This window comes from Microcoleus sp. S13C4, from assembly GCF_036700865.1.
Lineage (GTDB): Bacteria > Cyanobacteriota > Cyanobacteriia > Cyanobacteriales > Microcoleaceae > Microcoleus.
Genome location: NZ_JAUBPS010000007.1, coordinates 58333 through 82706 on the forward strand (window position 1 = coordinate 58333; position 24374 = coordinate 82706).

The following is a 24374-nucleotide window of genomic DNA, read 5'->3' on the forward strand; positions in this document are numbered from 1 at the left end:
CAAATTATGAAATACAGACTCTATCCACTAAAAATTAGAAAATCTTTGGTTCTAACTCTAAGGCGTGACGGTAACAAGAACTCGCTTCATCAATTTGCCCTTTCTTAGTCAAAACTTCACCCAAATTATAGTGGAACCAAGAGAAATCAGGCTTAAGTTCGATCGCGCGGCGATAACAAGTGATCGCTTCCTCCAAATCTCCTTGATGTCGCAGCATATCCCCTAAATTGTTGTGGATATACGGATCGTCAGGTTTTAACTCGATCGCGCGGCGGTAACAGTTCATCGCTTCCTCCCGCTGACCTTTTGCATTCAAAGCATCGCCTAACCATTGGTAAGGTTTATACTCATTTGGTTGAACCTCAATAGCGTGGCGGTAACAAGCGATCGCCCGATCTTTATCATTCTTTTGCGCGAAAAGCGACCCCAACTGCAAGTGCGCCTCACCGCATTCGGGATTTACCTGCAACGCCATCTGATAAAAGACGATCGCCCCATCCGGCCAATTCTTCCGCACCAAAGCATCAGCCAACTCAACATAAAGGTCAGCATCATTCGGCGCAATCTCCAGCGCCTTGTGATACAACTGCACGTCATCAGGATTCTCCTGAATCGCCCGTCGGTACAAACGCATCGCCTCCTGCAAATCCCACTGCGATCGCATCCTCAAAGCATCAGCCAACTTTTGCGAAAGCCACGGCAAATCCGCCTGAATTTCCGCAGCGCGGCGGTAAGCGGCGATCGACTCATCCCACCGTTCCAGCTTCTCAAAAGCCGTTGCCAGGTTGTAATAAGTCCACGGAAAATCAGGATTTAACTCGGCCGCGCACCGGTAAACATCGATCGCTTCCTCCCACCTTTCCATTTCTAGCAGCACGTCGCCTAATTTGCTCTGCGACCAGAAGAAATTCGGATTAACTTCGTTAGCACGCCGGTAGGCAACAACCGCCTCATCCCAACGTTCCAAATTTACCAGCGCTTCTGCTAAATTGTTGTGCGCCCAAAAATGGTCGGGATTGAGTTCGATCGACCTTTGGTAAGCCGAAATTGCCTCATCCCACCTTCCCAGCTTAATCAGCGCGTCTGCTAAATAGTTGTGCGACCAACTGAAATCAGGATTTAATTCTGTTGCTTTCCGGTAAGACTCTACAGCTTCTTCCCACCGTTCCAACTTAACCAGCACATCTGCTAAATTGTTGTGAGACCAGCTAAAATCTGGATTTAATTCGATCGCCTTCCGGTAAGCATTTACAGATTCCTCCCAGCGTTCCAACTTAACCAGCGACTCAGCTAAATTGTTGTGCGACCAAGAAAGATTAGGATTGTTTCTAATGGCATTAGTGTAAGCATCTACCGCCGCTTCCCACTGTTCTTGACCCTTAAGAATTTCGCCCAATTCGTGATAAGCTGCGCCAGCATTTGGGTTCAACTCAACCGCGCGCCGGTAACACTCAATTCCCTTATCTACCTTACCTTGCTCGATCAAATTTTTGGCTAAATTCTCGTGTTCCTCAGCGGTACCCGACTTGGGGTCGATCGCAAATGCTCGATACCAAGCCTCAGCCGCCTCCTCCGACTTGCCTAACTGCGTCAAAAGTTTTGCAAAATTGCGGAAAGCACCGGCAAAATCTGGTTTCAGGGCGATCGCCTTTTCGTAAGCAGAAACCGCTTGCTGCCACTGTTCTTGCTGCGCGCAAATGCTGCCGTAATTAGCATATGCTTCGGCAAAATTTGGGTTAATTTCTATTGCTTTAACATAGCAACTTTTAGCTTCATCTATTTTGCCACCCGCTTGTAGAGCGTTGCCCAGCATTTTGTAAAGCGGCGCTTCCGGCTTAATTTGCAGCGCCTTTTTGCAAGCTGCGATCGCCTGTTCCAATTTGCCTTGAGCAAAATAGCCTTCTGCGAGTATTTTGTATGCTTCTGGATCTTCTATATTAATTGTAGAATTAACTGGCTGCTGCACTGGCTGCTGCTGCATTGGCTGCTGCACTGGCTGCTTGACTGCCGTTGCTGCTGGCTGCTGCTTGACTGCACCGTTTTTCGCAGTGGCACCCGCCAAAGTTGGCTCTCCCTCGCTGCCATTTCTAGCATTAGCTGCGTTTAGTTCAATAGCTTTGCGATAATATGCTGTCGCTTCCTCTAACTTGCCTTGTTTTTTGAGCGCTTCGCCCAAATTTTGGTAAGCAGTCGCCACATTAGGATTTAATTTTATGGCGCGATCGTAACAAGCGATCGCTTCGGGGAATTTTTCCTGCCGAAAAAAAGCGTCGCCCATATTCAAGTGTTCCCCAGGCGCTACTTTTTCCGGTTCCAAACTAAATGCTTGATACCAGCAATGCTGGGCTTCTTCCGGTTTGCTAATTTGTCCGAATACTTTTGCTAAATTCCGGTACACTCCCGCGAAATTCGGCTTAATCGCGATCGCCTTTTGATAAAATCCGATCGCCTCCTGCCATTTTTGCTGCTGCGCGCCAAGGCTGCCCAAATTCGCGTATACTTCGGCAAAATTCGGTTCTATTTCAATCGCTTTAGCGTACCAGTGCCGCGCCTCTTCCATCCTGCCTTGAGCTTGCAGCGCGTTGCCCAAAGTCTTGTAAGCTGGTGCAAAATTGGGGTGAATCTTCAAAGCTTGCTCGCAGGATGCGATCGCTTCTTCTATTTTTCCTTGGGATAAGTATGTTTCTCCCTGTTGGTTAAATTGAACCGCTGTTGATTCTGTATTCACTGTTGATGGCATATGGGCGGCGGCTCCAGAGGCAGGAATTAAATAGGGTAGTCAAAACGTTTCACAATTATACTCGCGTTTGACACTAAGAGTAGCGGGCTTGTTCCCCTAATTCTTAACTTTTTTGACTCCCGGTGTTGGCGAGGAACCGGGATTCTCGGCTGATTTTTTTGATTTTACGGCTAAATATGTAAGAATCAGTACGGTTTCTGGGAGATTTGCGCGCCAGTCCAGACTTTTGTACCTTCCGGTCGATAGCCCATGTTGTAAAGAAAAGTAAACCCTGCAGGTTCTCTTGCTTGTGGGATGGTTTCTTGTGGCTTGGGCAAGGCAGATTGCACCCTTTTCTATAGGCTTTTTACCTGCGGGCTAGAAGCAACGGCCCACAACACAACAAATTCACTTTTTGTGGAACAGACCGGAAAGCCTGTTTTTGAGAATGCTGCAAAATGTGCGATCGAACCCTAATTAGAATATCCTTTTTAGCAAAAAACGATCGCCCTTTTGCGAGAAAGCGATCGCCCTTTTTTTCAACCATTAGTTAACAACTATTAGCAATTACTAATTAAGCTGCTGCGGCTGCGTCTTCTTCTGCGTCTTCAGCTTCAGAACCTGCTTGAATTCCCAGCACGGTAACAACCACCTGATCTGGTTCGCCGAGAGCTACCACTCCCGCAGGCAAAACTAATTCGTTAATGTGCAGCGCATCCCCAACCTTTAAATTAGAAATATCTACTTCTATGGATTCAGGAATGCTGTCAGGTTTGCACTTAACTGCTAGTTGCGTCAGCACGGTATCCAAGATGCCGCCTTCTAACTTGACGCCGACAGCTTCGCCGACAAAATTCAGCGACACTCCAACTTCCAGGCTGTCTTGAGTTGCTACGGAGAAAAAGCTCAGGTGGTAAGGATAGCCTTTCCAAGGATGAACTTGAACTTCCCGCAGCAAGGTTTTTCCGCTCCAAGATAGATCGGGAATGCTGAGGTCAATTAGGGTATTGTTGACTACGTGCTTTTTCAGCAGGTGTTCAACTGTTTTGGCTTTGATGGTAAGGGAAATGGATTCAGATCCTTTGTGACCGTAGAGGACGGCGGGAATCAATCCAGAGCGGCGGAGGGCGTTAGGTTTACTGCCTTCGGCCCGCTTTTGACATTCTACTGCGAGTTCCATTTTATGACTTTCTGCTGATTGTTTTCACATTTTATCAAATTTATGCTACAGCGATCGAACTTAATTAAATTCGCTGAATATTTGATAATAATTGGGAAGTGGGAATTGGGCTATTCTCCCAATCTCGGCCTCTCCAACTTTCCCAATCTCCCCATCACTCTTTCCTCATCTAAAATCTCAAACCTAAAATGGTTTGGCGGGATGGCCGTCTGCAGAAAGCAAAGCGCGTTTCGGGCCGTGAATCGGGTCTTCTACTATAATAGTTTGGTCGCGGCTGGCACCGAGAGAAACAATTGCGATCGGCACTTCCATCAAATCTGCCAAAAACTTCAGATAATCCAAAGCTTGCTGCGGCAAATCTTCCAAATTCCGGCACTCTTCCGTAGACTGTTTCCAACCGGGAAGGGTTTCGTAAATAGGTTTGCAGCGAGCAAATATCCGGGAACTTTTCGGGAAATCAACACATCTTTCGCCGTCAATTTCGTAAGCAACGCAAACTTTTATTTCTTCTAATTCATCCAAAACATCTAGTTTGGTAATTGCCAGACAGTCAAGGCCGTTGATGCGGACTGCGTAGCGGCCGATTACTGCGTCGAACCAACCGCAGCGGCGTTTGCGGCCGGTTGTCGTGCCGAATTCTGCACCTCTCTCGCCCAAAACTGCTCCTATTCCATCTACCATTTCGGTAGGGAAGGGGCCTTCTCCGACGCGGGTTGTATAAGCTTTTGCTACGCCAATTACGCGATCGATCGCTGTTGGACCGACTCCCGTTCCCACACAAGCACCGCCAGCAATGGGATTGCTGGAAGTAACGTAAGGATAAGTGCCGTGGTCTAAGTCTAATAAAGTGCCTTGGGCGCCTTCAAACAGAATATTTTTCCGCTTGTGAATTCCCTCATAAATTTTCAGGGAACTATCTACTACGTGCGGTCGCAAACGTTCCGCATAAACTCGATATTCATCAATTACATCTTGCGGATTTAGAGGTGGCAAATTGTAGAGTTTTTCGAGAAGGACATTTTTACAATTAATCGTCCATTCCAGTTGTTCTTGCAACCCATCCAAGTCCATTAAATCGAGCATCCGAATGCCGGTACGTTCCGACTTGTCGGCGTAAGTAGGGCCGATGCCGCGTCCCGTCGTCCCGATTTTATAATTTCCCCGCTGCGTTTCCGATGCTACATCAATTAATCGATGATAGGGCATCGTGACGTGAGCCGTCTCCGAAATCATCAGGGAGGCCGTCGAAATATTCAGTGCCTCTAGCTGATCTAACTCTGCAATTAAAACTTTAGGGTCGATGACCGTCCCACAGCCGATAATACACTCTTTATCAGGGTAGAGAATCCCGGACGGAATTAAGTGCAGCTTAAAAGTCTGACCGTTTACTACCACGGTGTGACCGGCGTTGACGCCCCCTTGGTAGCGGACAACGATATCTGCGGATTTGCTGAGCAAATCGGTAATTTTGCCTTTTCCTTCATCGCCCCACTGGGCGCCGATCACAACTACGTTAGCCAAGGGTTTCTCGCGTTCAGTTCAGGTTGACACAATCTCCGATTATCTATGAATGCGTCCTAAATGTCAATCAATTTTAGATTTTAGATTTGGGATTTTAGATTTTAGAGGCTACGCAACGGATACATCGGTTCACAGGTCGATCGGATACGCAAATGAGTGAGAGCCGATCCACAGACGAGTCCGGGGGCAATAGACCCCATTGTTTTCGGTCAAATTAATTTTTGTTAACATTGAGAAAATAGAGGCTTTGTTGCCATGAGTTTACACGCTGAGTTGCACCGCCATCTGGGTGGTTCTGTCGTTCCTAGGGTGCTGTGGCGGTATTTCGATCGCCACAATGCTGAGATGGTTAATCGATTTCAAGAATACTCAGAGTTTGAGGAGTTTTACACTCGTCCGCGCAATACTCTCAATGAGTATTTGGAACTGCACACACTGGTAGAAAGCGTTCAAACTGTTGAGACTTTGCCTTATTTCATCTATCGGTTGATGCGGGGCGCTTACGTGTTTGAAAATCTGGCTTATTTGGAGTTGCGCTATACGCCTTATTTGCGGACTCCAGAACATTTGGATCAGTCACAACGCATTGATTTGATGGCAGAAATTGTACAGGTTGTGGGCAAGGCAAGTCAAATTAGCGATTGTCCGATTGTTACTAGCCAAATTTTGTGTATGCACTCGCGTTTGCCTTATGAAGTGAATCGGGCGATCGTAGATTTGGCGGCGCAAATGGGAGAATATGTTTGTGCGATCGATATAGCTGGCGGCGATGATTGTATTGGCGAGCGTTTGGAGGAGTTTGTCGGATTGTACCAGTACGCGAGGTCGATCGGCATCAAAACTACCGGCCACCTCTACGAAACTACCTCTGGCTGTTATCCCCAACTTCTGCCTTATCTGATGCGTATCGGTCATGGGATTCAAATTCCGTTAAAATATCCCGAACTGCTGCCAGAAGTCGCGCGCAGGGGTCAATGCTTGGAGGTTTGCCCGACTACCTATCTCAAAACGGGGACGTTGCAGGATATGCGCGAATTGAAGGTTGTGTTCGATCGATGTTTTGAAGCTGGTGTGGATATTGCCATTTGCACCGACAACGCGGGATTGCACAACGTGCGACTGCCTTTCGAGTACGAGAACTTGTTAACTTTGGATATCATTGATTTTCGGCAGTTGCAAGCGTGTCAAGAAGCTGCTTTCCGCCATGCTTTCGCGTGGCCCTACGGGGAGCGGCCTGTGAAAATGCTAACCGGTTTGTTGCAGCATGAGTCTGTGGAGGCGATCGTTAATTAAAGAATATCTATTTAATTAACCGCGAAGGGGCGAAGGAAAAGAAAGAGGAAGATAGGCAAATGTTTTCTGGTAAAAACTCTACTGGGAAATGACAAAAACCTCTTTCTTATCTTCCTTCGCGCTCTTTGCCTCTTCGCGGTTCGTTTTAAAGAGATATTTGTAAAATTATAATAAGCGTCGAGCGAGCGATACTCAGCCACAAGCTATAGTTTGGATGCAGAAGTATCAATATAAAAGGATAAAAAAACATGACAAATATGGACGCTTACTGGATGCCCTTCACCGCCAACCGACAGTTTAAAGCGAATCCGCGAATGTTAGTTTCGGCAAAAGATATGCACTTTACAAGCGATGATAACCGCTCAATTTTAGATGGTACTGCGGGGCTTTGGTGTGTGAATGCAGGGCACGCCCGCGAGACAATTGCCGAAGCAGTTAAACAGCAGGTTTTGCGTTTGGATTACTCTCCGGCTTTTCAGATGGGACATCCGGGGGCTTTTGAATTGGCGGAACGTTTGGTAAAGATGATTCCTGGCAATTTCGATCGCGTTTTCTTTACTAATTCGGGTTCGGAATCTGTTGAAACAGCGTTAAAAATTGCGATTGCTTATCACCGGGTGAAAGGTGAAGGAACTCGCCAACGATTGATCGGGAGGGAACGCGGTTATCACGGCGTTGGTTTTGGGGGAATTTCTGTCGGCGGTATCGGTACAAACCGCAAGTTTTTTGGCAGTTTGCTCACGGGAGTCGATCATTTGCCTCACACTCACAATCTCGAACACAATGCTTTCAGCCGCAAACAACCGGAATGGGGAGCGCATTTGGCGGATGAATTGGAGCGGATTGTCGCTTTGCACGATGCGTCGAATATTGCAGCGGTAATTGTCGAACCTGTGGCTGGTTCAACGGGGGTCTTGATTCCGCCGAAAGGTTATTTAGAGCGGCTGCGGGCGATTTGCGACAAATACGGAATTCTGCTGATTTTTGATGAGGTAATTACTGGATTCGGGCGACTAGGCTCTAGTTTTGCAACGGAATATTTTGGGGTGGTTCCCGATATTGTGACGGCGGCGAAAGGGATAACTAACGGTACGGTGCCGATGGGGGCGGTGTTTGTGAAAGAGGGGATTTATGATGCTTTTATGAATGCTCCTGAAAATGCGATCGAGCTTTTTCACGGTTATACTTATTCTGGTCATCCTCTGGCTTGTGCGGCTGCTCTAGCGACGCTGGATATTTATGAGGAAGAAAGGCTGTTTGAACGAGCCGATAAGATGGCTGGTTACTGGGAAAATGCGGTGCATTCTTTGAATGGGGTGCGGCACGTAATTGATGTCCGCAATCTGGGACTGGTGGCGGGTATTGAGTTGGAATCTCTTGCTGGGAAGCCGGGGAAACGGGCTTTTGATTGTTTCTTGCAGTGCTATGAAAAAGGGTTGTTAATTCGGACTACGGGTGATATTATTGCTTTGTCGCCACCGCTGATTATTGAGAAGGAACATATCGATCGCCTTGTGGAAATTTTGACAGGGGTTTTGCAGGAGATGGAGTAGGATTGAACGAACCGCGAAAGCGCGAAAAACGCGAATGAATAGCAAGAAGAAGATAGGTAGATGTTTTCAGGTAAAGACTATAGTTGAGAAGGAGAAAAACCTCTCTCTTTTATTCCTTCGCGCTCTTTGCGTCTTCGCGGTTCGTTCAAAAAATTGAAAAGCGTTATAATAATTGACAACTAACGACGAATGACGAATAACTATGGTGCAATTAACTGCAAAAATCTCTGCTAACGAGTTGGCAAATTTGGCTGTAGATTTGATTCGGAAAACAGGTTGCGAGTACGGTGATGTGCGTTTTTGCAGTTACCGAAGGCAGAATCTTTACGCGCGCGATCGATCTTTAAGTCAACTGTCAGATAATGTAAGTTCCGGTTTTGGCGTGCGAGTGCTTCTAGACGGCGCTTGGGGGTTTGCCGCCAGTCACAGCAAAACACCCGCAGAGGTTGCAAGAATAGTCGCTTTGGCTGTAGAAATCGCTAAAGGCAGCCGCTTAACTCAGAAGGAACCGGTGCGGTTAGTGCCTGTCGAAAAATATGTTGATACCTACATTACTCCCATCGCCATTGACCCTTTTTCTGTACCCGTTGCTGAGAAAGCCGAACTGCTGCTAACTATCAACGAGCGGCTGCTAGCACACGGCGCACAAGGCATTAAAAAAGCTTCTTCTTTTTTGCAGTCAAGCCGCGAAGACAAGGTTTTTGCTTCCACAGAAGGCTCGCTAATCGAACAAACAATCTACCGCAGCTATCCGGGTTTTGACTGTACGGCAATTGCGGGCGGCGATGCCCAAAGTCGCAGTTACGAACGCCCGCCACTGAATATCGGTTACGAACATATTAATCCCGATGATTTGTTGAGTCAAGTCGAAAGAGTTGCCGCCGAAGCTATTGAGAAAGTCCGCGCTCCCAAAATCCCGGCTGGTATTTGCAAATCCCTGATTCTCCAGCCGACAAATTTGTATTTGACAATCCACGAATCTGTAGGACATCCAACTGAATTAGACCGGGTTTATGGCTACGAATCTAATTTTGCTGGCACGAGCTTTGCTACGACTGATAAGTTAAATAAACTGCAATATGCTGCACCTTGGGTGAATTTTAAGTGCGATCGCACTCAACCAGGTGGCCGCGGTACAATGGGTTACGATGATGAGGGCGTAAAATCACAAGAGTGGTACGTTGTCAAGGATGGAATTTTAGTTGATTATCTCACTGACAGAGAGACGGCTTATCGCCTCGGACGCGGTAGCAGCAACGGTTCTGCTTACGCTGACAGTTGGTCGAGCGTGCCGATGGTGAGAATTCCCAATTTGGGATTGGAGCCGGGCCCCGATGGCGGCAGTCATACTGCTACTTTGGCAGAGATGATTGCTGATACGGAAGACGGCATTTTAATCGACGGTATGGGTAGTTATTCGATCGACCAGCAGCGACGCAATTTTCAATTCGGCGGCGATGCTTTTTGGAAGGTGGAAAAAGGTAAAGTTGTCGGTATGTTGAAGGATGTAACTTATCAGGCGATGACTACGGATTTCTGGAATCAAATAGATGCGATCGGGCCAGCTTCGGAGCTAGTTCAGTGCGGTACTCATATATGCGGAAAAGGCGAGCCGATGCAGGTTGCTCAGATGACTCACGCTTGTGTGCCCGTGCGAGTGAGGGATATTCAAATTGGGTAATAGGGCATGGGGCATGGGTCATCGGTGATTAGTTATTAGTTAATTGCTAACAATGCCCAATTCCCAATGTCCAATTGCCAATGCCCAATTCGCAATGCTCAATTCGCAATGCCTAATTACCAATCATGATTGTAACAACATCGCCCGCAAGTTTAAGTGAAGACCAAGCCTTATCAGTAGTAGAAAAAGCAGTCAAATTATCCAAAGCAGAGGAAGTATTTGTAAGTCTCTATACTGGCGAAGAATCTCTTTCGAGATTCTCGGAAAACCAAATCAGCCAAAATATCAGCAAAACTGTATTTAGCCTGAGCATTACTAGCTATTTTGGTAACAAAAGCGCCTCTGCTGCTGTTACAGAATTTGATGAAGATGCGATCGCCTCTGCAGTCAAGCGATCGGAAGAATTGGCCCGAATTGCGCCGGCAGATCCCGAATGGATGCCGCTGCTGCCGCCTCAAACCTACGATTTGCGATCGCCAGCCTTCGACGCAGGAACAGGAACTGTATCGCCTCTAGCACGGGCCGAAATGGTGCAGCAAGCGTGCGCGAGATCCTCCCAGGGGGGCGCTCATGGTTCGGGCACTTTGAGCACTGAGGCGTCGCTGTACGCGATCGCCTCGTCAACCGGACTCCGCGCCTGCAACCAGTCTACAAAGGCGGATTTCAGCTTTACTGCTCGCGTTGAAGACGGTTCTAGTTGGGCTCAGAGCACTGCTTGGAGTATCAACGAATTGCCGATCGCCCAATTAGCAGAACAAGTGCTCGATCGCGCCATCGCATCCCGCAACCCGCGCCCCATCACCCCCGGCGTTTATCCGGTAATCTTTGACGGCGCTGCTTTTGCGGGCTTGCTACCGTGGGTGATTTGGGGGCTGGATGCGAGGGCGGCGGATGAGGGGCGATCGTTTATGTCGATCGCCGATGCAGAGGGAAAACCAGCGGGAAACCGCGCGGGGGAACAACTTTTTAGCCCGTTAGTGCAAGTGCAGCGCGATCCGGCTCATCCTTTGTTGCGATCGAATACTTTTTTCGGCGACGGATTGAGCAATAACTATTTGGAAATCATCAAAGATGGCGTTCCTCAAAGTTTGTCTTATTCCCGCTACTGGGCGGCACAAAAAGGCAAAGAGGCAAAAGGTGCTTATTACCCGATCGTGATGACAGGTTCCGACCAAAGTTTATCAGATTTAGTTGCTCAAACCGAGCGAGGAATTTTCGTCAGTCGAGCTTGGTACGTGCGCTACGTTAATCCAAAAACATTGGAAGTAACGGGAATGACTCGCGACGGTACTTTTTGGATTGAGGATGGCAAGATTGCTTACCCGATTAAAAACCTGCGTTTCAATCAAGTTTTACCTGATATGTTGCGCGATGTGGATGCAGTTAGTGCAGTGAAGCGTTACGGCGGTAGTGTCGTGCCCGGAGTGCGCGTGAAAGCTTTTAATTTCACGAGTATTACTGACAGTTTGTGACTTGCAAGGGTGAGGTGCGCGGAAACCCACCCGGAGGAGGTGGGTTTTTGTGTCGGTAAGGTTGATCGGGTGCGGGTTCGGGCGATCGCCTGTTGACAAAGCTGTTCGGAAAATTAGTATTTTTTTTACCGAGGCATCTAGCTTAAGGTAGAGTATTGTTTGTGAGAGTTAGGATTTAAACCAGCTACTATCTAATTTAGGGCGATCGAGAAAAAGCAATTACCAATTATCAATGAATCAATATTTTGCTACAGTTGCGCGCGGTTTAGAAACAATTGCCGCCCAAGAATTAGAACGTTTAGGGGCTCAGGATGTCAAGCCCGATTTTACTGGGGTTTACTTTGCGGGCGATCGGGCTTTATTGTACCGCGTCAATCTGTGGTCGAGAACTATTTTTAGAGTGCTAATGCCGATCGCCGAATTCCGGTGTTACAACTCGGATATGCTCTACCGCGAAGTGCAGAAAATCCCTTGGGACGAATACTTATATCCCGACAATACTTTAGCAGTAAACTGCACCGGTGGCAACGAAAACTTGAACCACACTCACTTTACAGCTTTGCAGGTCAAAAATGCGATCGCCGACCAACAGCGCCTTCAATTTAACAAGCGTTCTAATGTCGATGTAGAGAATCCCGATTTGCTAATTAACATTCACATTCATCAAGATAGAGCTATTTTAAGCTTAGACAGTTCTGGCGGCAGTTTGCACCGCCGGGGATATCGACCGGCGATGGGGCTTGCTCCCCTCAAAGAAACCCTAGCTGCGGCTTTGTTGGAGATGGCAGAATGGACGCCAGATTTGCCGTTTTTAGACCCGATGTGCGGTTCTGGAACTTTGCCTTTGGAAGCGACTTTAAAGGGATTGAATATTGCACCGGGATTGTTTCGAGAAAAGTTTGGATTTATGAGTTGGCGGGATTTTGACGAACCTTTGTGGGATAAATTGTGGGCGGAAGCGGAAAATAGTGAGTTACCGGAACTTAAAGAGGTGATTGCAGGGTGCGATCGCGATTCCGATATGTTAACCCAAGCTCGCACGAACGCGCAGCAAGCTGGTATTTCCGGTAAGATTCAGTTTGCTCAAACCGAGTTATCTCAGTTGGAAGCACCAGCAGACAGAGGCGTTCTGATTTGCAATCCTCCCTACGGAGAGCGCCTGGGAGATGCTAGCGAATTGGGAGATTTGTACAAGATGTTGGGGGATATTTTCAAGAATCGTTTTAAAGGTTGGAATGCGTTTATTTTGACTGGAAATAAGGAGTTGGGTAAAAAGGTGGGACTCAGGACATCGCGGCGAATTCCGGTTTTTAATGGATCGATTCCGTGTACTTTGCTCAAATATGAACTGTATTAGGAGATGGGAGCAGGGAAAATAGCGGTAATGAGGAAGCTACTGCAAAAGTGGAGAAGCAAGAAAGCAGAAGATAGGTGACAAGGCAGAGAGAGGCACTAATAGTAAAGGAAAAAAGAAGATCTGCCGAATTAAATTGCTCAACAATAATCAAATTCAAATACCGACTGGGGAAATTATTTCACCTTGATCAGAGGTATGTCACCTCTCATCCCTCCATCGGCAAAAAAGAAACGTGAGCGGAAACAATCTTTTACCCTTGAGGAAACTTGCGCCACATCTGACTTTGCCGCCCCAGCCGTACCACTCCATCCATTACACGGCGAAATTCCAGCGTCACAGCCGCCGTGTCTGCATCGAAAGTCACGACTTTGAGGTTGAACATTTCTCGATCGACATTTACAGGCGATCGTCCTTTGCGAAAAGCCCTCACCTCATCGCTCCCGTACAGGTTCTCCGTTACCCCAAACCGCACGACTTCCGGCGCATCCCAGAACAAATTATCGAGAGTTTCAATATCATTCGTACAAAGAGCTTTTTCGTATTTTAAATATAGTTCAGTTAACTGAGTCACCACAGCATAATCATTGATAACCGTCATAAATTTGAGATTTTAAAACCCTTAAATTTCACACTTTTTGTTTGCAATAAGGACTAAATTCCTTATTGCAAACGCAACTAATTAGAGAAAATTAATGCTCAATTTTGAGCGAAATAATCTTGTCACCTTGGCGGATAGCATTGACGACAGACATATCCTCAGTTTTGCCAAAAGTTGTGTGAACTCCATCTAAATGAGACTGGGGAGAATGGCAAATAAAGAATTGGCTACCACCCGTATCTTTACCTGCGTGAGCCATCGATAAAGTTCCTGCCAAATGTTTGTTGGAGTTAATTTCGCACTTGATTTTGTAGCCGGGGCCGCCCGTTCCATTGCCTTTTGGACAGCCACCTTGAATCATAAAGTTAGGAATGACTCGGTGAAAAGCCAATCCATCGTAAAAACCTTTTTCCGCCAAGTCAACAAAATTCTTCACTGTGTTAGGCGCATCCGCATCGAACAATTCCAAATTGATTGTGCCTTTGTCGGTTTCCATTATAGCGCGGGTCATGATTTTTCCTTGCTTCCTAAAATGAGTGTGTTGCCTGCGTGTTAATTGCGGACTTCGCTTTTATAGCGACAGGTTTCAAACTGTCGTTATATTGTGGCTTTCAGAAGTGTAGCATATTCCCGCAACTCTCATAGGACTTATGTGCGCTTTCGGAGGAAACCCGGTTTATTGCGAGATTTCTGGTTAGCAAAGCCAATATTTTCGGAGACACGGGGTTTGTTACCCTCTGTCATATTTTAATTGTTGGTCACTTGCGGGTGATCGGGTTCTTCCTGAATATCGCTCATATTAAAAATGAAAGGAACCCGACTCGAACCTGCGCCCATAACCAGCACTTTTGGCATCTGAGCGCCGCCGCTTCTCCAAGCTTCGATCGCCTCTTTTTGCAGAACTAAATTGCCGCCCTGAGCCTTCAAAGTTTCCGCCAACAGCCTTTGAGCTTCAGCCCTACCTTGAGCGCGGTTAATATCAGCTTGAGCCTGTTGTTCTGCTTCCTGAGCCACATAAACAGCCCTTTGCGCCCGCTGTTCAGCGACCTGTTTCTCCTCAACCGCTTTCGCAAAATCTGTCGAGAATCGAATGTTAACAACGCTCGTATCGAGTACGATTACATCATACTTTGATAGCCTTTCCTTCAGCGCAGTATCAAAGTCTCGCTTCAGTTCACTTCTTTGAGTAATAGATTGTTCGGCGGTTCTCAGTGCCGCCGCTGTTTTAAATGCTTCTTGCGTCTGAGGAGCAATAATTTTTGAGACTATATTCTCCAAAGTGCCTTGAGTCCTTCGGACATCAACTATTCTCTCAGGATCGAGGCGAAAGTTGATCGCAAAACTAGCATTTAAATCCTGAAGGTCTTTAGTAGCACTCTGGGCGGGAACTTCAAATTTTTGCACTGTTACATCGTACACATCTACCTTGGATATTAGCGGGGGTCTGAGGTGAAAGCCCTCTAACAATGCTCCATCTGTGGCTTTTCCTAAAACACTGACTACCCCTGCTTCGCCTGGATTGATGACGACAAAAGAGTTTAAACCGATGAGTAGCGCGCCTACTAATAGAACCCCAGCGATTGCTGATGATATGCTCTGGAAATTTTGAGTTTTCAACTTACACGCTCCTTTGTGCTCATTCCATTATAATGGTTAAATAGATTCGGTCGCCTCTAAAGTCTAAAATGTAAAATTACAATCTAAAATGGATGGGGTTGCCTCTGAAATCTTAAATCGAAAATGGATGGGCTGATGCTCAAAATTGTTAAATATCCTAGAACTTATCACATTGAAGGTTCGCGTTTCCAACCAGGTGATGAAGACCTCGACAGCGTGCCATTTAGCGCCCTGATCGATCGCCCGACAGTGATTGAAGAAAAGGTAGACGGCGCTAATACAGGCATCAGCTTCGCACCAGATGGACAAATGCTGCTGCAAAGTCGCGGCCACTATCTCACCGGCGGGCCGAGGGAAAAACATTTTAACTTATTCAAACAGTGGGCTTTCAGTCTCAGCGGAGCCCTGGGAGAAGTGCTGGGAAATCGCTACATTCTTTACGGCGAATGGCTGTATGCGAAACACACTGTTTTTTATGATTTTTTGCCGCACTATTTTATGGAATATGACGTGCTCGACTTAGAAACCAGTCAATTTCTGAGTACAGAATCCCGCCAGAAGTTGTTAACAGGACTGCCGTTAGTGTCCGTTCCCGTGTTGTTTTCTGGAGTGCTGAAATCTCCCAAGCACATGATGCAGTTTATGGAAAAATCTAATTTTATTCAACCCGGACATTTAGAACGCTTGCGTTTGTACTGCGGGGAATTGGGGTTAGATGAGGAGCGGTGTTTGAAAGAGACTGACAAGAGCGATCGCATGGAGGGGCTGTACCTTAAAGTCGAAGAAGATGGCATAGTAAAGGCGCGTTACAAATACGTGCGTGCCAGCTTTTTGACGGCTATTAAAAATGCCGAAGGACATTGGCTCAATCGCCCAATTATACCCAATATTCTGCGTCCCGGCGCAGATTTATTTAATTTTAGTTAACCCGCAGGTGAATTTATGAATGCACTGTTATCGCCATTGGCAACTTGGACTTTTCCCTTTTGTCCCGAACCGCCCGATTGGTTCTTGGATTGGGACACCATTCAAAATCATTTTGATTGGATTCAAAACTTAAAAGGATGTCAGCAAGACCCGATTTATCACGCCGAAGGAGACGTTTTAATTCATACCAGAATGGTCTGCGAAGCATTAATCTCATCCCCGAATTGGCGGCAACTTCCCGAAAAAGAACGATCGATACTTTTTGCCACCGCTTTGCTGCACGATGTCGCCAAACCAGCTTTTACAAAAATAGAAGCAGACGGCAGAATTAGCTCAAAAGGTCACGCACGCCAAGGTGCGAGAATGGTCAGACAAATTTTATCCCAATTCGAGCCGCCTGTGCAGTTTGACATTCGCGAAACAGTTGTGGCGATCGTCCAATTCGGCAGTTTGCCCATCTGGCTAATCGACAAACCCAACCCGCAGCAGTCGGTAATTAAAGTTAGTCAAGTTGTCCGCTGCGATTTCCTCGCACTTTTAGCCGAAGCAGACGTGCGCGGCCGACAGTGTAGCGACAGACAAGAATTGCTCGATAAAATAGAACTATTTCGGGACTTTTGTCAAGAAAATAATTGTTTGGATTCTCCTCGACAATTCGCATCAGATCACAGCCGATTTATCTACTTCCGCAAAGAGAACGGAAACCCGGATTACGAAGCATTTGACGATACTCGATGCGAAGTAATTTTGATGTCGGGATTGCCCGCAAGCGGTAAAGATTATTGGATTCGGGAAAATCTTCCAGATTTGCCGATAATCTCGCTGGATGCACTGCGGAAAGAGATGAATGTCCCTCCCGACGAAACACCTGGAAATGTAGTGACAGCAGCCAAACAAAGAGCGCGCGAATACATAAATGAGGGGCGTTCTTTTGTGTGGAACGCCACGAATACAACTAAACAAATGCGGCAGCAATTAATTAATTTTTTTGCTGCTTATCAAGCGCGAATTCGCATTGTTTACCTAGAAGTTCCTTTGGAGGAAGTATTGCAGCGGAATCGATCGCGCACAGTAACAGTACCGGAAGCAGTCATTCGCAAGTTAGCTGCGCGACTGGATATTCCAGACATCACAGAAGCCCATCAGGTAGAGTGGATTGTGAGCGATCGCGTTTAATAGTGGCAATCCACCCGCTAGCGCCCGTATTACTTCAACGCGCTACCAATTCCTTTTTCCCTAAAATAGAATCGTCATAATGCGCCAACAAATCAGCAGGGTGATCGTAAATTGCCGCAGCATTTGCCAGCGAAGCATCATCGAAACCTCCGCACCTAAAAGCAATTACTGGCACCCCGCACTTGCCCGCAGCTTCGATATCGTAAGGAGTATCAGCTAACATCACAACCTGACTCGCTTCCAGCTTCAATTTGCTCAAAGCAGCTTCCACAATATCCGGTTCCGGTTTAGAAGCTTCCGCATCGCTCGCTGTCGCCGCTTCGTCGAGCAAATCATCTACCTGTGCGGCTTTCAGCAAATCGGAAAGTTCTTCGCTGGTAGCTGAAGTAGCAATAATTAGCCGCAGTCCTTCTTGCTGCATTTTTAACAGCAAATCCCGCGAACCAGGGGCTGGAGAAAGCTCGGGAGCAAAGCGGTTAATAATCAGTTCTTTGCGCCGCTGTGCAATCTTTTTCCCGTCGCCTTCTTCGTCGGAAAGTCCGGATACCATTTTGGGTATAACTTTGTCGCCTCCCATACCAATTAGCGGGCGAACTTTCTCGAACGGTACCTCGTATCCGTAAGCGGCAAATGCCTCTACCCAAGCTTGAGCATGGGCGTCATTGCTGAGCACGAGAGTGCCGTCAACATCGAGAATTACTGCTTGCAATTTCATAAGTTATTTGCTGTTAGTTATTAAACTTATTCCAAAAAACTATTTTGTAGTAAAAACTTTAGTCCACAATTATTTAATTAGTCAATCGGAGACTGAAGTCTCCAGTACGAACCTTTAGACAGGGACTTCAGTCTCAGAGCGATTTTGTGAGTTAAGTTGACACCTATGTGTCCTGTTCCTACCCCTCGCTTCCCCTCCCCCCCTTGTTAAAGGGGAGGGGGAGAATCAGTTGAATCAATGAGTTTGATAATTTTCCTCAGTCCAGCAGCGCGGCAGAATTTCACCGGAAGGAAAGACTAAATTACTTTTTGGAAAAGTTGCTGTCTCTTGCTCTTCTTGACCAGCTTGATTTTTTCCCGGCACTTCATTTTTTGTAGGGCTGATTAAAGCCTCTACATCCAAGATTTCTATCAAGTCGCCTGATTCTTTTTCTTGTAAAAGCATAGTTTCTCCTTGTCAATTGAATGCGAATTAGGGTTTGAGGACAACTTTGATGCAGTTGTCTTTTTTGTTGAGGAAAATCTCGTAGGCGTGGGGCGCTTCATCCAATTTCATTCGGTGCGTAATTACGAATGACGGGTCAATTTCGCCTTTTTGAACGCGATCGAGCAAAGGCCGCAAATAGCGGTGAACGTGCGTCTGTCCCATTTTCAGGGTCAAGCCTTTGTTGAAAGCTGCACCTAGGGGCACTTTGTCAACGAAGCCGCCGTAAACGCCGGGAATTGAGACTGTGCCGCCTTTGCGACAAGCTACGATGACTTGTCGCAGGGCGGTAGGTCGATCGCTCTCTAACCGCACGGCTTGCTTAGCTTTGTCGTACAAAGCGTCGAGACCGGTGCCGTGGGCTTCCATTCCCACCGCGTCGATGCAAGAGTCGGGTCCGCGTCCCCCCGTCATTTCGGTGACGGCTTCCCCGGCATCCATTTCTTCGTAGTTGATGATTTCAGCTTTGGCCGCGGCCGCCATTTGCAAGCGTTCCGGTACGCGGTCGATCGCAATTACTCGCTCGGCCCCCAGCATAAACGCGCTTCTGATCGCAAATTGTCCGACCGGCCCGCATCCCCAAACTGCTACCGTATCCCCCGGCTGAATGTTGCAGTTTTCGGCCGCCATGTAACCGGTAGGAAAGATATCGGTGAGGAACAATACTTGTTCGTCCGAAAGTCCGTCGGGAATTTTTAAAGGGCCGACATCTGCAAACGGAACCCGCGCGTATTCTGCTTGACCTCCTGCATAGCCACCCGTTAAATGGGAGAAGCCAAACAGTCCAGCCGGCGAATGGCCGTAGATTTTTTCAGCCAATCCTGCATTGGGGTTGGAGTTGTCGCACAGCGACCACAAATCGCGGTTGCAAAAGAAGCAACTGCCGCAAGAAATCGTAAAAGGAATGACGATGCGATCGCCCTTTTTTAAGTTCTTGACTTCGCTGCCGAGTTCGACTACTTCCCCCATGAATTCGTGGCCCATGATGTCGCCCGATTGCATTGTCGGGATGTAGCCGTTATAAAGGTGCAAATCTGAGCCGCAGATGGCTGTAGACGTGATTTTAACTATCGCATCGCGCGAATTGATAATTGTTGGGTCTGGTACATTATCAACTCGCACATCATTTGCTCCGTGCCAGCAAAGAGCTTTCATTATTTTTTTCCTCTAGTTAACTACTAGCTAGCAAATTTTTGATTCTAAATCTTACCTTTACTAAGCTGATAAATTACTCGCTTGGATGTTTTTAATTTTAAGCATATAAAATATATATTCTCTCTATCCGAGGTATAATTTATAAATCTATCTTCCGGCTGTTTTCAATACCAAAAATGTCAAGTTTATGCCCTTAATGTGCGGGAATTTTCACATTCTTCTGTTAACCGCCAACAGTTATAGCAACCACGCCCGACGGTTAGGACATTGTTAATTGCTACAATCCTTGCCGAAGATTGCAACTTCGGTCTTCGTTCAACATCGGCTAGAACAGCTAATAACGAGATGGATGAGGTTGTTTTTGTCGATCGGCGCTCCCTATCCTCTCACAATAGATAAAATATCCGCCCTGAATCTCACTGTAGCGGCTGCTTTCACTCACATTAGATAAGTAGCAACCTAAAACTTCTCAAATAAAAACGGGTTTATCGATTATTAACTAGGGTGCCTGACTTTTGTACCGCTCAACACTTCACCCGAATCTGGAGAATCACGCACCCTGCTTAAGGATGATTAATCGTCAACTATTGTATCATTAGTTATAGCTAAAAGCCGAGCTTGCGCTAAAGTTGTTAAAGATTAAAATTTATCGATCGCCTTTTATGCCTTACACTGCATCTACCCCAACAGACCCCAATCAACCCAACATCCGCAATGCCGACCACCGCCTACTAGAATTCACCAAGCTGACGCCGATGATGCAGCGGTATGTGGAAGTGAAAGAACAGTATCCCCACGCACTTTTATTATTTCGAGTCGGAGATTTCTTTGAGTGTTTTTTCCAAGATGCAGTTACGATTTCGCGGGAATTAGAACTTGTTTGTACGAGTAAAGAAAGCGGCAAGGAAATCGGCCGAGTGCCGATGACAGGAGTGCCGCACCACGCCCTCGATCGCTACACGTCAATGTTAGTAGAAAAAGGCTATGCTGTGGTAGTTTGCGACCAAGTTGAAGATGCCTCGATTGCTGCTAAAGAAGGCCGCCAAGTCAAGCGAGAAATTACCCGCATTCTCACTCCCGGAACTTTGACTGATGACGGAATGCTCAAACCCAGACAAAATAATTTTTTAGCAGCAGTCGTCATCGCTGGGGAACATTGGGGATTGGCTTATACAGATATTTCTACGGGAGAATTTGTCACTACCCAAGCAGACAGTTTAGAACAATTAACCCTAGAATTACTGCGTTTGCAGCCTTCGGAAGTCTTGGTACCGACTAATGCGCCGGATTTGGTGACTATGTTGAGGCCCGGAGAGAAATCCGAGCATTTGCCCGATTGTTTGCCGAATTCATTCTGCTATTCTTTGCGATCGCAAATTCCGTTTACTTTGCCTGAAGCAAAACAGAGAATCCTGCAAAAGTTCAAAGTGCGATCGCTTGAAGGTATGGGATGCGGCCATTTGCCCCTCGCAGTGCGCGCCGCCGGCGGTTTGCTGCAATATATCGAAGAAACTCAAAAGGAAAAAGCAGTTTCTTTGCAAAGATTGCATACTTACACTCTCACCGATTTTCTCATACTCGACTACCAAACCCGCCGCAATCTCGAAATTACTCAAACGGTGAGAGATGGGGTTTTTCACGGTTCGCTGCTGTGGGCGATAGACAAAACCAGCACCGCAATGGGAGGCCGCGCTTTGCGTCGCTGGGTGCTGCAACCTTTGCTCAACATTAAAGGCATTGGCGCCCGACATGACACGATTCAAGAATTAGTAGAAAATAACGGTCTGCGCCAAGATTTTCAGCAGTTGCTGCGCCAAATTTACGACATCGAAAGACTGACAGGTCGCGCCGGTTCTGGAACAGCTAGCGCGCGGGATTTGGTCGCTTTAGCTGATTCTCTGGGAAAATTGCCGGAATTAGCTTCGATCGCAGCCCAAGGGATCTCGCCCTATTTAAAAGCGCTGCAAAATGTACCGCCAATTTTAGAAGAATTAGCAAGTAAAATTCACGATCACTTAGTTGATGAACCCCCGATTCATTTAAAAGAAGGAGGTTTGATTCGATCGGGAATCAATCCCATGCTAGATGAAATGCGCCAAACTGCATCAGCCGACCAAGAATGGATTGCCAATTTAGAAGCAACTGAGAGAAAACGCACCGGAATTTCTAATCTAAAAGTTGGCTACAATAAAGCTTTCGGCTATTACATCAGCATTACCAAATCAAAAGTAGACCAAGTACCGAGGGACTACACCCGCAAGCAAACTCTCACCAATGAAGAACGTTATAGCACTGAAGAATTAAAAGAAAGGGAAGTGCGAATTCTGACTGCGCGAGAAGATTTAAATCAATTGGAATACGATATTTTTGCTAAAGTGCGATCGGAGGTAGGAGAACACGCCGAAATTATTCGCAACGTTTCCCGCGCTGTGGCGGCGGTGGATGTTTTGTGCGGTTTGGCAGAAGTAGCAGTTTACCAGAATTACTGCCGCCCGACTATGACAGAAAGCCGGGAAATTAAAATTATTGAAGGTTGTCATCCCGTGGTGGAAAAGTCTTTGCCGCCGGGATTTTTTGTACCTAATTCTGCTTTTTTGGGCCGGGAAGAATCCCTAAACCGCCCAGATTTAATTATTTTAACCGGCCCGAATGCTAGCGGGAAAAGCTGCTACTTGCGGCAGGTGGGTTTGATCCAGTTAATGGCGCAGATGGGCAGTTATGTGCCAGCGAAAGCTGCGAGTTTGGGAATTTGCGATCGCATTTTTACCCGCGTCGGTGCAGTAGATGATTTGGCAACCGGTCAGTCTACGTTTATGGTGGAAATGAACGAAACTGCAAATATTCTCAATCACGCCACGCCGCAATCATTGGTTTTGCTAGATGAAATTGGCAGGGGAACGGCGACGTTTGACGGACTTTCGATTGCTTGGTCTGTGGCCGAATATTTAGCAACTGAGATTCGGGCGCGGACAATTTTTGCGACTCACTATCACGAGTTAAATGAGTTAGCTTCTATTTTGGATAATGTCGCAAATTATCAGGTGACAGTGAAAGAATTGCCGGATCAAATCGTATTTTTGCACCAAGTTCAGCCGGGAGGTGCTGACAAATCTTACGGAATTGAAGCGGGTAGATTAGCCGGTTTGCCGCCGTCGGTGATTGACAGGGCGAGACAGGTGATGAAGCAGATTGAGAAACATAGCAAAATTGCGATCGGGCTACGAAAGGGTGTTAAAAAAGATGGCAAAAAAGAGTCTGAGGGCGAACAGTTGGATATTTTTGAGGATTAAAACTTTAAGTTGATTAAAAAGTTTGTAGATGCGTAGGGTGCGTCAGCTCATCCAAATCGGTTAAAATCGAAACGATCAATGTCTGACGCACCATATCACTCCCACACTTGCATCTGCCTTAAAAAATCAGGTTTAAGGACTAAATTCCTTACTACCAACCTGCAACTCAACTTCACTTTCCATTTTGCAACTTTCTTACCTCTTTGTGCACGCTCATCCCAATTTCCAAAGCCTCATTTAGCAATCGCCCGTATTCAGTCGCCCGATCGCTCACATCCAGCGCCATCAAAGCAGCCAAATTACTTTCAATATTAGCAAATAACTCGTAACGGCGACCGATAAATTGCTCATTTTCCCTGAGAATTCTCTCTGTTTTCAAAGCACACACTAAACTTTCTCTAGTAATTTTTAATGCCTCAATTGCATCTCCTCGGTTAATTAAATTGGCTTGTAAATTGCCAGCAGCCGTTAGGCGATCGATAATATCTAAAGCCTGAATCACCTCATGATACTTCTCAACTTCATCCAGCAGACCCGCCAGCGTTCCTAGAGGCTTTGCCTTAACCCATTTATAGACATTCCAAGCAACAGTAATCGCCAGCGACAAACCCAAAGTTATTTGTAAAACCCGGACAAATATCTCAGCATCGCTAAATGAACCAACATTATGTTGATTAGCCACTAAAGCAACAGGCAGCGAAACAACTAATGTCACACAAAATATCAGCAACTCATTAAGCAAAAGAGAAAATAGCTTTTTGCCGTCCCGGAGTGCAGCAGGTCGGTAAAAATCCGCTGTAAAACCGTCGCTCAAAGCTATTCCGCTCAAATCCTCCAACTCCTTCTCAGAAATTTTTAACTGTTCCAAATCCGCTTGTATCACTCTTTAAAATCTCCTTAAATTGGGATTAATTACGATCCTCCCAGAGACATAATTGATTGCCACAGACTCATATAAAAATTGCTTTCTCGGTCTCGGAAGAGTTGAAAAGCTTGTCCCGGTGAGCCAAAAAATGGTCTCAGCGTCCATCCCAACTGAGTGCCAACAAACGCATAGAGTCCCAACCAAAAGCGCAAAATATTTAGCCTGATGTCTTTGCCTTCCGCATCTTGTTCAGACAGAAAGTGCATTCCTTGATAAATGAAATTTACTCCCAAAAATCCTGTGATTGCCATGATAGCAACATTCAGCACCAGATAAAAATTGTAATTGGTACTGCTTATGAGGAAAAACAAACTAACAGGTGCAAATCCAAACAGCAAAACGCTAATCATCGCCATCGCTGTCATCAACAATGTCAAATACTGCTCAAAAGTTCGTTTTGAACCAAACATGACATTAAAAAAGTAAAGTGTGGGAAAGCAGATAATCAGCGTCAGCAAGTAAAGTGCTGGTAACTTAATTGCTGAAACCAGACATTGCATCCACGTACTAGATGCACCTAATATCGCTCCGTAAATGCCAAAAAATAGGGTACTAGAAATCAACAAACCGAAAATTTTAGATTTGAGCTTGACACCTTGGCGAATTTCTTCAAGAAATTGTTGCCGTTCCCGCAGCAAATACATTACTACTGAAAAATATTTCACGGGCTCTCCTTGTGAATGATGCGACTCTGAATCAGTCATAACTCAAG

The 24374-nt window shown here is 46.4% G+C and carries 19 protein-coding genes; 8 read left to right on the forward strand and 11 right to left on the reverse strand.

Going from position 1 to position 24374, the window contains the following annotated elements; all coding sequences use genetic code 11:
- Positions 1–34: 34 nt before the first annotated feature.
- The 3 genes from QT996_RS05280 to QT996_RS05290 form a co-directional block, all read right to left on the reverse strand.
- Positions 35–2740 (reverse strand): tetratricopeptide repeat protein, encoded by a 2706-nt coding sequence (locus QT996_RS05280; protein WP_333045049.1) that lies wholly within the window; start codon positions 2738–2740, stop codon positions 35–37.
- A gap of 553 nt (positions 2741–3293) precedes the next feature.
- A complete protein-coding gene (locus QT996_RS05285; protein WP_333045051.1) occupies positions 3294–3899 on the reverse strand; it encodes a 50S ribosomal protein L25/general stress protein Ctc in 606 nt (201 codons plus the stop codon).
- A gap of 183 nt (positions 3900–4082) precedes the next feature.
- Complete coding sequence (locus QT996_RS05290; RefSeq protein ID WP_333045053.1) at positions 4083–5420, reverse strand: adenylosuccinate synthase; 1338 nt, start codon at positions 5418–5420, stop codon at positions 4083–4085.
- Between the two features lie 255 nt (positions 5421–5675).
- On the opposite strand from QT996_RS05290, the gene QT996_RS05295 reads away from it, so the two are divergent.
- From QT996_RS05295 to QT996_RS05315, 5 genes are all read left to right on the forward strand, one after another.
- Positions 5676–6713, forward strand: a complete 1038-nt coding sequence (locus tag QT996_RS05295) for an adenosine deaminase (protein WP_333045054.1) — start codon at positions 5676–5678, stop codon at positions 6711–6713.
- A 248-nt stretch (positions 6714–6961) separates the two neighbouring features.
- Positions 6962–8266 carry an aspartate aminotransferase family protein gene (locus QT996_RS05300; protein ID WP_333045056.1) on the forward strand — a complete coding sequence of 435 codons (1305 nt, stop codon included), beginning with the start codon at positions 6962–6964 and terminating at the stop codon, positions 8264–8266.
- A gap of 202 nt (positions 8267–8468) precedes the next feature.
- A complete protein-coding gene (locus QT996_RS05305) occupies positions 8469–9947 on the forward strand; it encodes a TldD/PmbA family protein (RefSeq protein ID WP_333045058.1) in 1479 nt (492 codons plus the stop codon).
- A 125-nt stretch (positions 9948–10072) separates the two neighbouring features.
- Complete coding sequence (locus QT996_RS05310) at positions 10073–11419, forward strand: TldD/PmbA family protein (RefSeq protein WP_333045059.1); 1347 nt, start codon at positions 10073–10075, stop codon at positions 11417–11419.
- Positions 11420–11651: 232 nt separating this feature from the next.
- A complete protein-coding gene (locus QT996_RS05315; RefSeq protein WP_333045060.1) occupies positions 11652–12776 on the forward strand; it encodes a THUMP domain-containing protein in 1125 nt (374 codons plus the stop codon).
- 250 nt (positions 12777–13026) lie between these two features.
- Here QT996_RS05315 and QT996_RS05320 read toward each other — a convergent pair whose 3' ends face one another.
- The 3 genes from QT996_RS05320 to QT996_RS05330 form a co-directional block, all read right to left on the reverse strand.
- The gene (locus tag QT996_RS05320; RefSeq protein ID WP_333045062.1) at positions 13027–13374 is read right to left on the reverse strand and encodes an AtzH-like domain-containing protein; all 348 of its coding nucleotides are present in this window, start codon (positions 13372–13374) and stop codon (positions 13027–13029) included.
- Between the two features lie 91 nt (positions 13375–13465).
- Positions 13466–13885: a peptidylprolyl isomerase gene (locus tag QT996_RS05325; protein WP_332982885.1), complete on the reverse strand. Its 420-nt coding sequence runs from the start codon at positions 13883–13885 to the stop codon at positions 13466–13468.
- Positions 13886–14121: 236 nt separating this feature from the next.
- Positions 14122–14991, reverse strand: coding sequence for a prohibitin family protein (locus tag QT996_RS05330; protein ID WP_333045064.1), 870 nt, complete (start codon positions 14989–14991; stop codon positions 14122–14124).
- A gap of 135 nt (positions 14992–15126) precedes the next feature.
- Here QT996_RS05330 and QT996_RS05335 point away from each other — a divergent pair, with 135 nt between their 5' ends.
- Both QT996_RS05335 and QT996_RS05340 read left to right on the forward strand, forming a co-directional pair.
- Positions 15127–15918 (forward strand): RNA ligase family protein, encoded by a 792-nt coding sequence (locus QT996_RS05335; protein WP_333045066.1) that lies wholly within the window; start codon positions 15127–15129, stop codon positions 15916–15918.
- A gap of 15 nt (positions 15919–15933) precedes the next feature.
- Positions 15934–17094, forward strand: a complete 1161-nt coding sequence (locus tag QT996_RS05340; RefSeq protein ID WP_333045067.1) for an AAA family ATPase — start codon at positions 15934–15936, stop codon at positions 17092–17094.
- A 34-nt stretch (positions 17095–17128) separates the two neighbouring features.
- Here QT996_RS05340 and QT996_RS05345 read toward each other — a convergent pair whose 3' ends face one another.
- The 3 genes from QT996_RS05345 to QT996_RS05355 all read right to left on the reverse strand — a co-directional run bounded on the left by QT996_RS05345 (position 17129) and on the right by QT996_RS05355 (position 19447).
- Positions 17129–17809 carry an HAD family hydrolase gene (locus QT996_RS05345; RefSeq protein WP_333045068.1) on the reverse strand — a complete coding sequence of 227 codons (681 nt, stop codon included), beginning with the start codon at positions 17807–17809 and terminating at the stop codon, positions 17129–17131.
- A 234-nt stretch (positions 17810–18043) separates the two neighbouring features.
- The gene (locus QT996_RS05350) at positions 18044–18253 is read right to left on the reverse strand and encodes an acetyltransferase (RefSeq protein WP_333045069.1); all 210 of its coding nucleotides are present in this window, start codon (positions 18251–18253) and stop codon (positions 18044–18046) included.
- 27 nt (positions 18254–18280) lie between these two features.
- Entirely contained in the window at positions 18281–19447 is a 1167-nt protein-coding gene (locus tag QT996_RS05355) for a zinc-dependent alcohol dehydrogenase (RefSeq protein ID WP_333045071.1), read from the reverse strand.
- Between the two features lie 662 nt (positions 19448–20109).
- On the opposite strand from QT996_RS05355, the gene mutS reads away from it, so the two are divergent.
- On the forward strand, positions 20110–22737 hold the full coding sequence (gene mutS, locus QT996_RS05360; protein WP_333045074.1) for a DNA mismatch repair protein MutS: 2628 nt from the start codon (positions 20110–20112) through the stop codon (positions 22735–22737).
- 172 nt (positions 22738–22909) lie between these two features.
- Here mutS and QT996_RS05365 read toward each other — a convergent pair whose 3' ends face one another.
- Positions 22910–23620 (reverse strand): hypothetical protein, encoded by a 711-nt coding sequence (locus tag QT996_RS05365; protein ID WP_333045076.1) that lies wholly within the window; start codon positions 23618–23620, stop codon positions 22910–22912.
- A gap of 29 nt (positions 23621–23649) precedes the next feature.
- Complete coding sequence (locus QT996_RS05370; protein ID WP_333045077.1) at positions 23650–24327, reverse strand: actin-binding WH2 domain-containing protein; 678 nt, start codon at positions 24325–24327, stop codon at positions 23650–23652.
- Positions 24328–24374 lie beyond the last annotated feature (47 nt).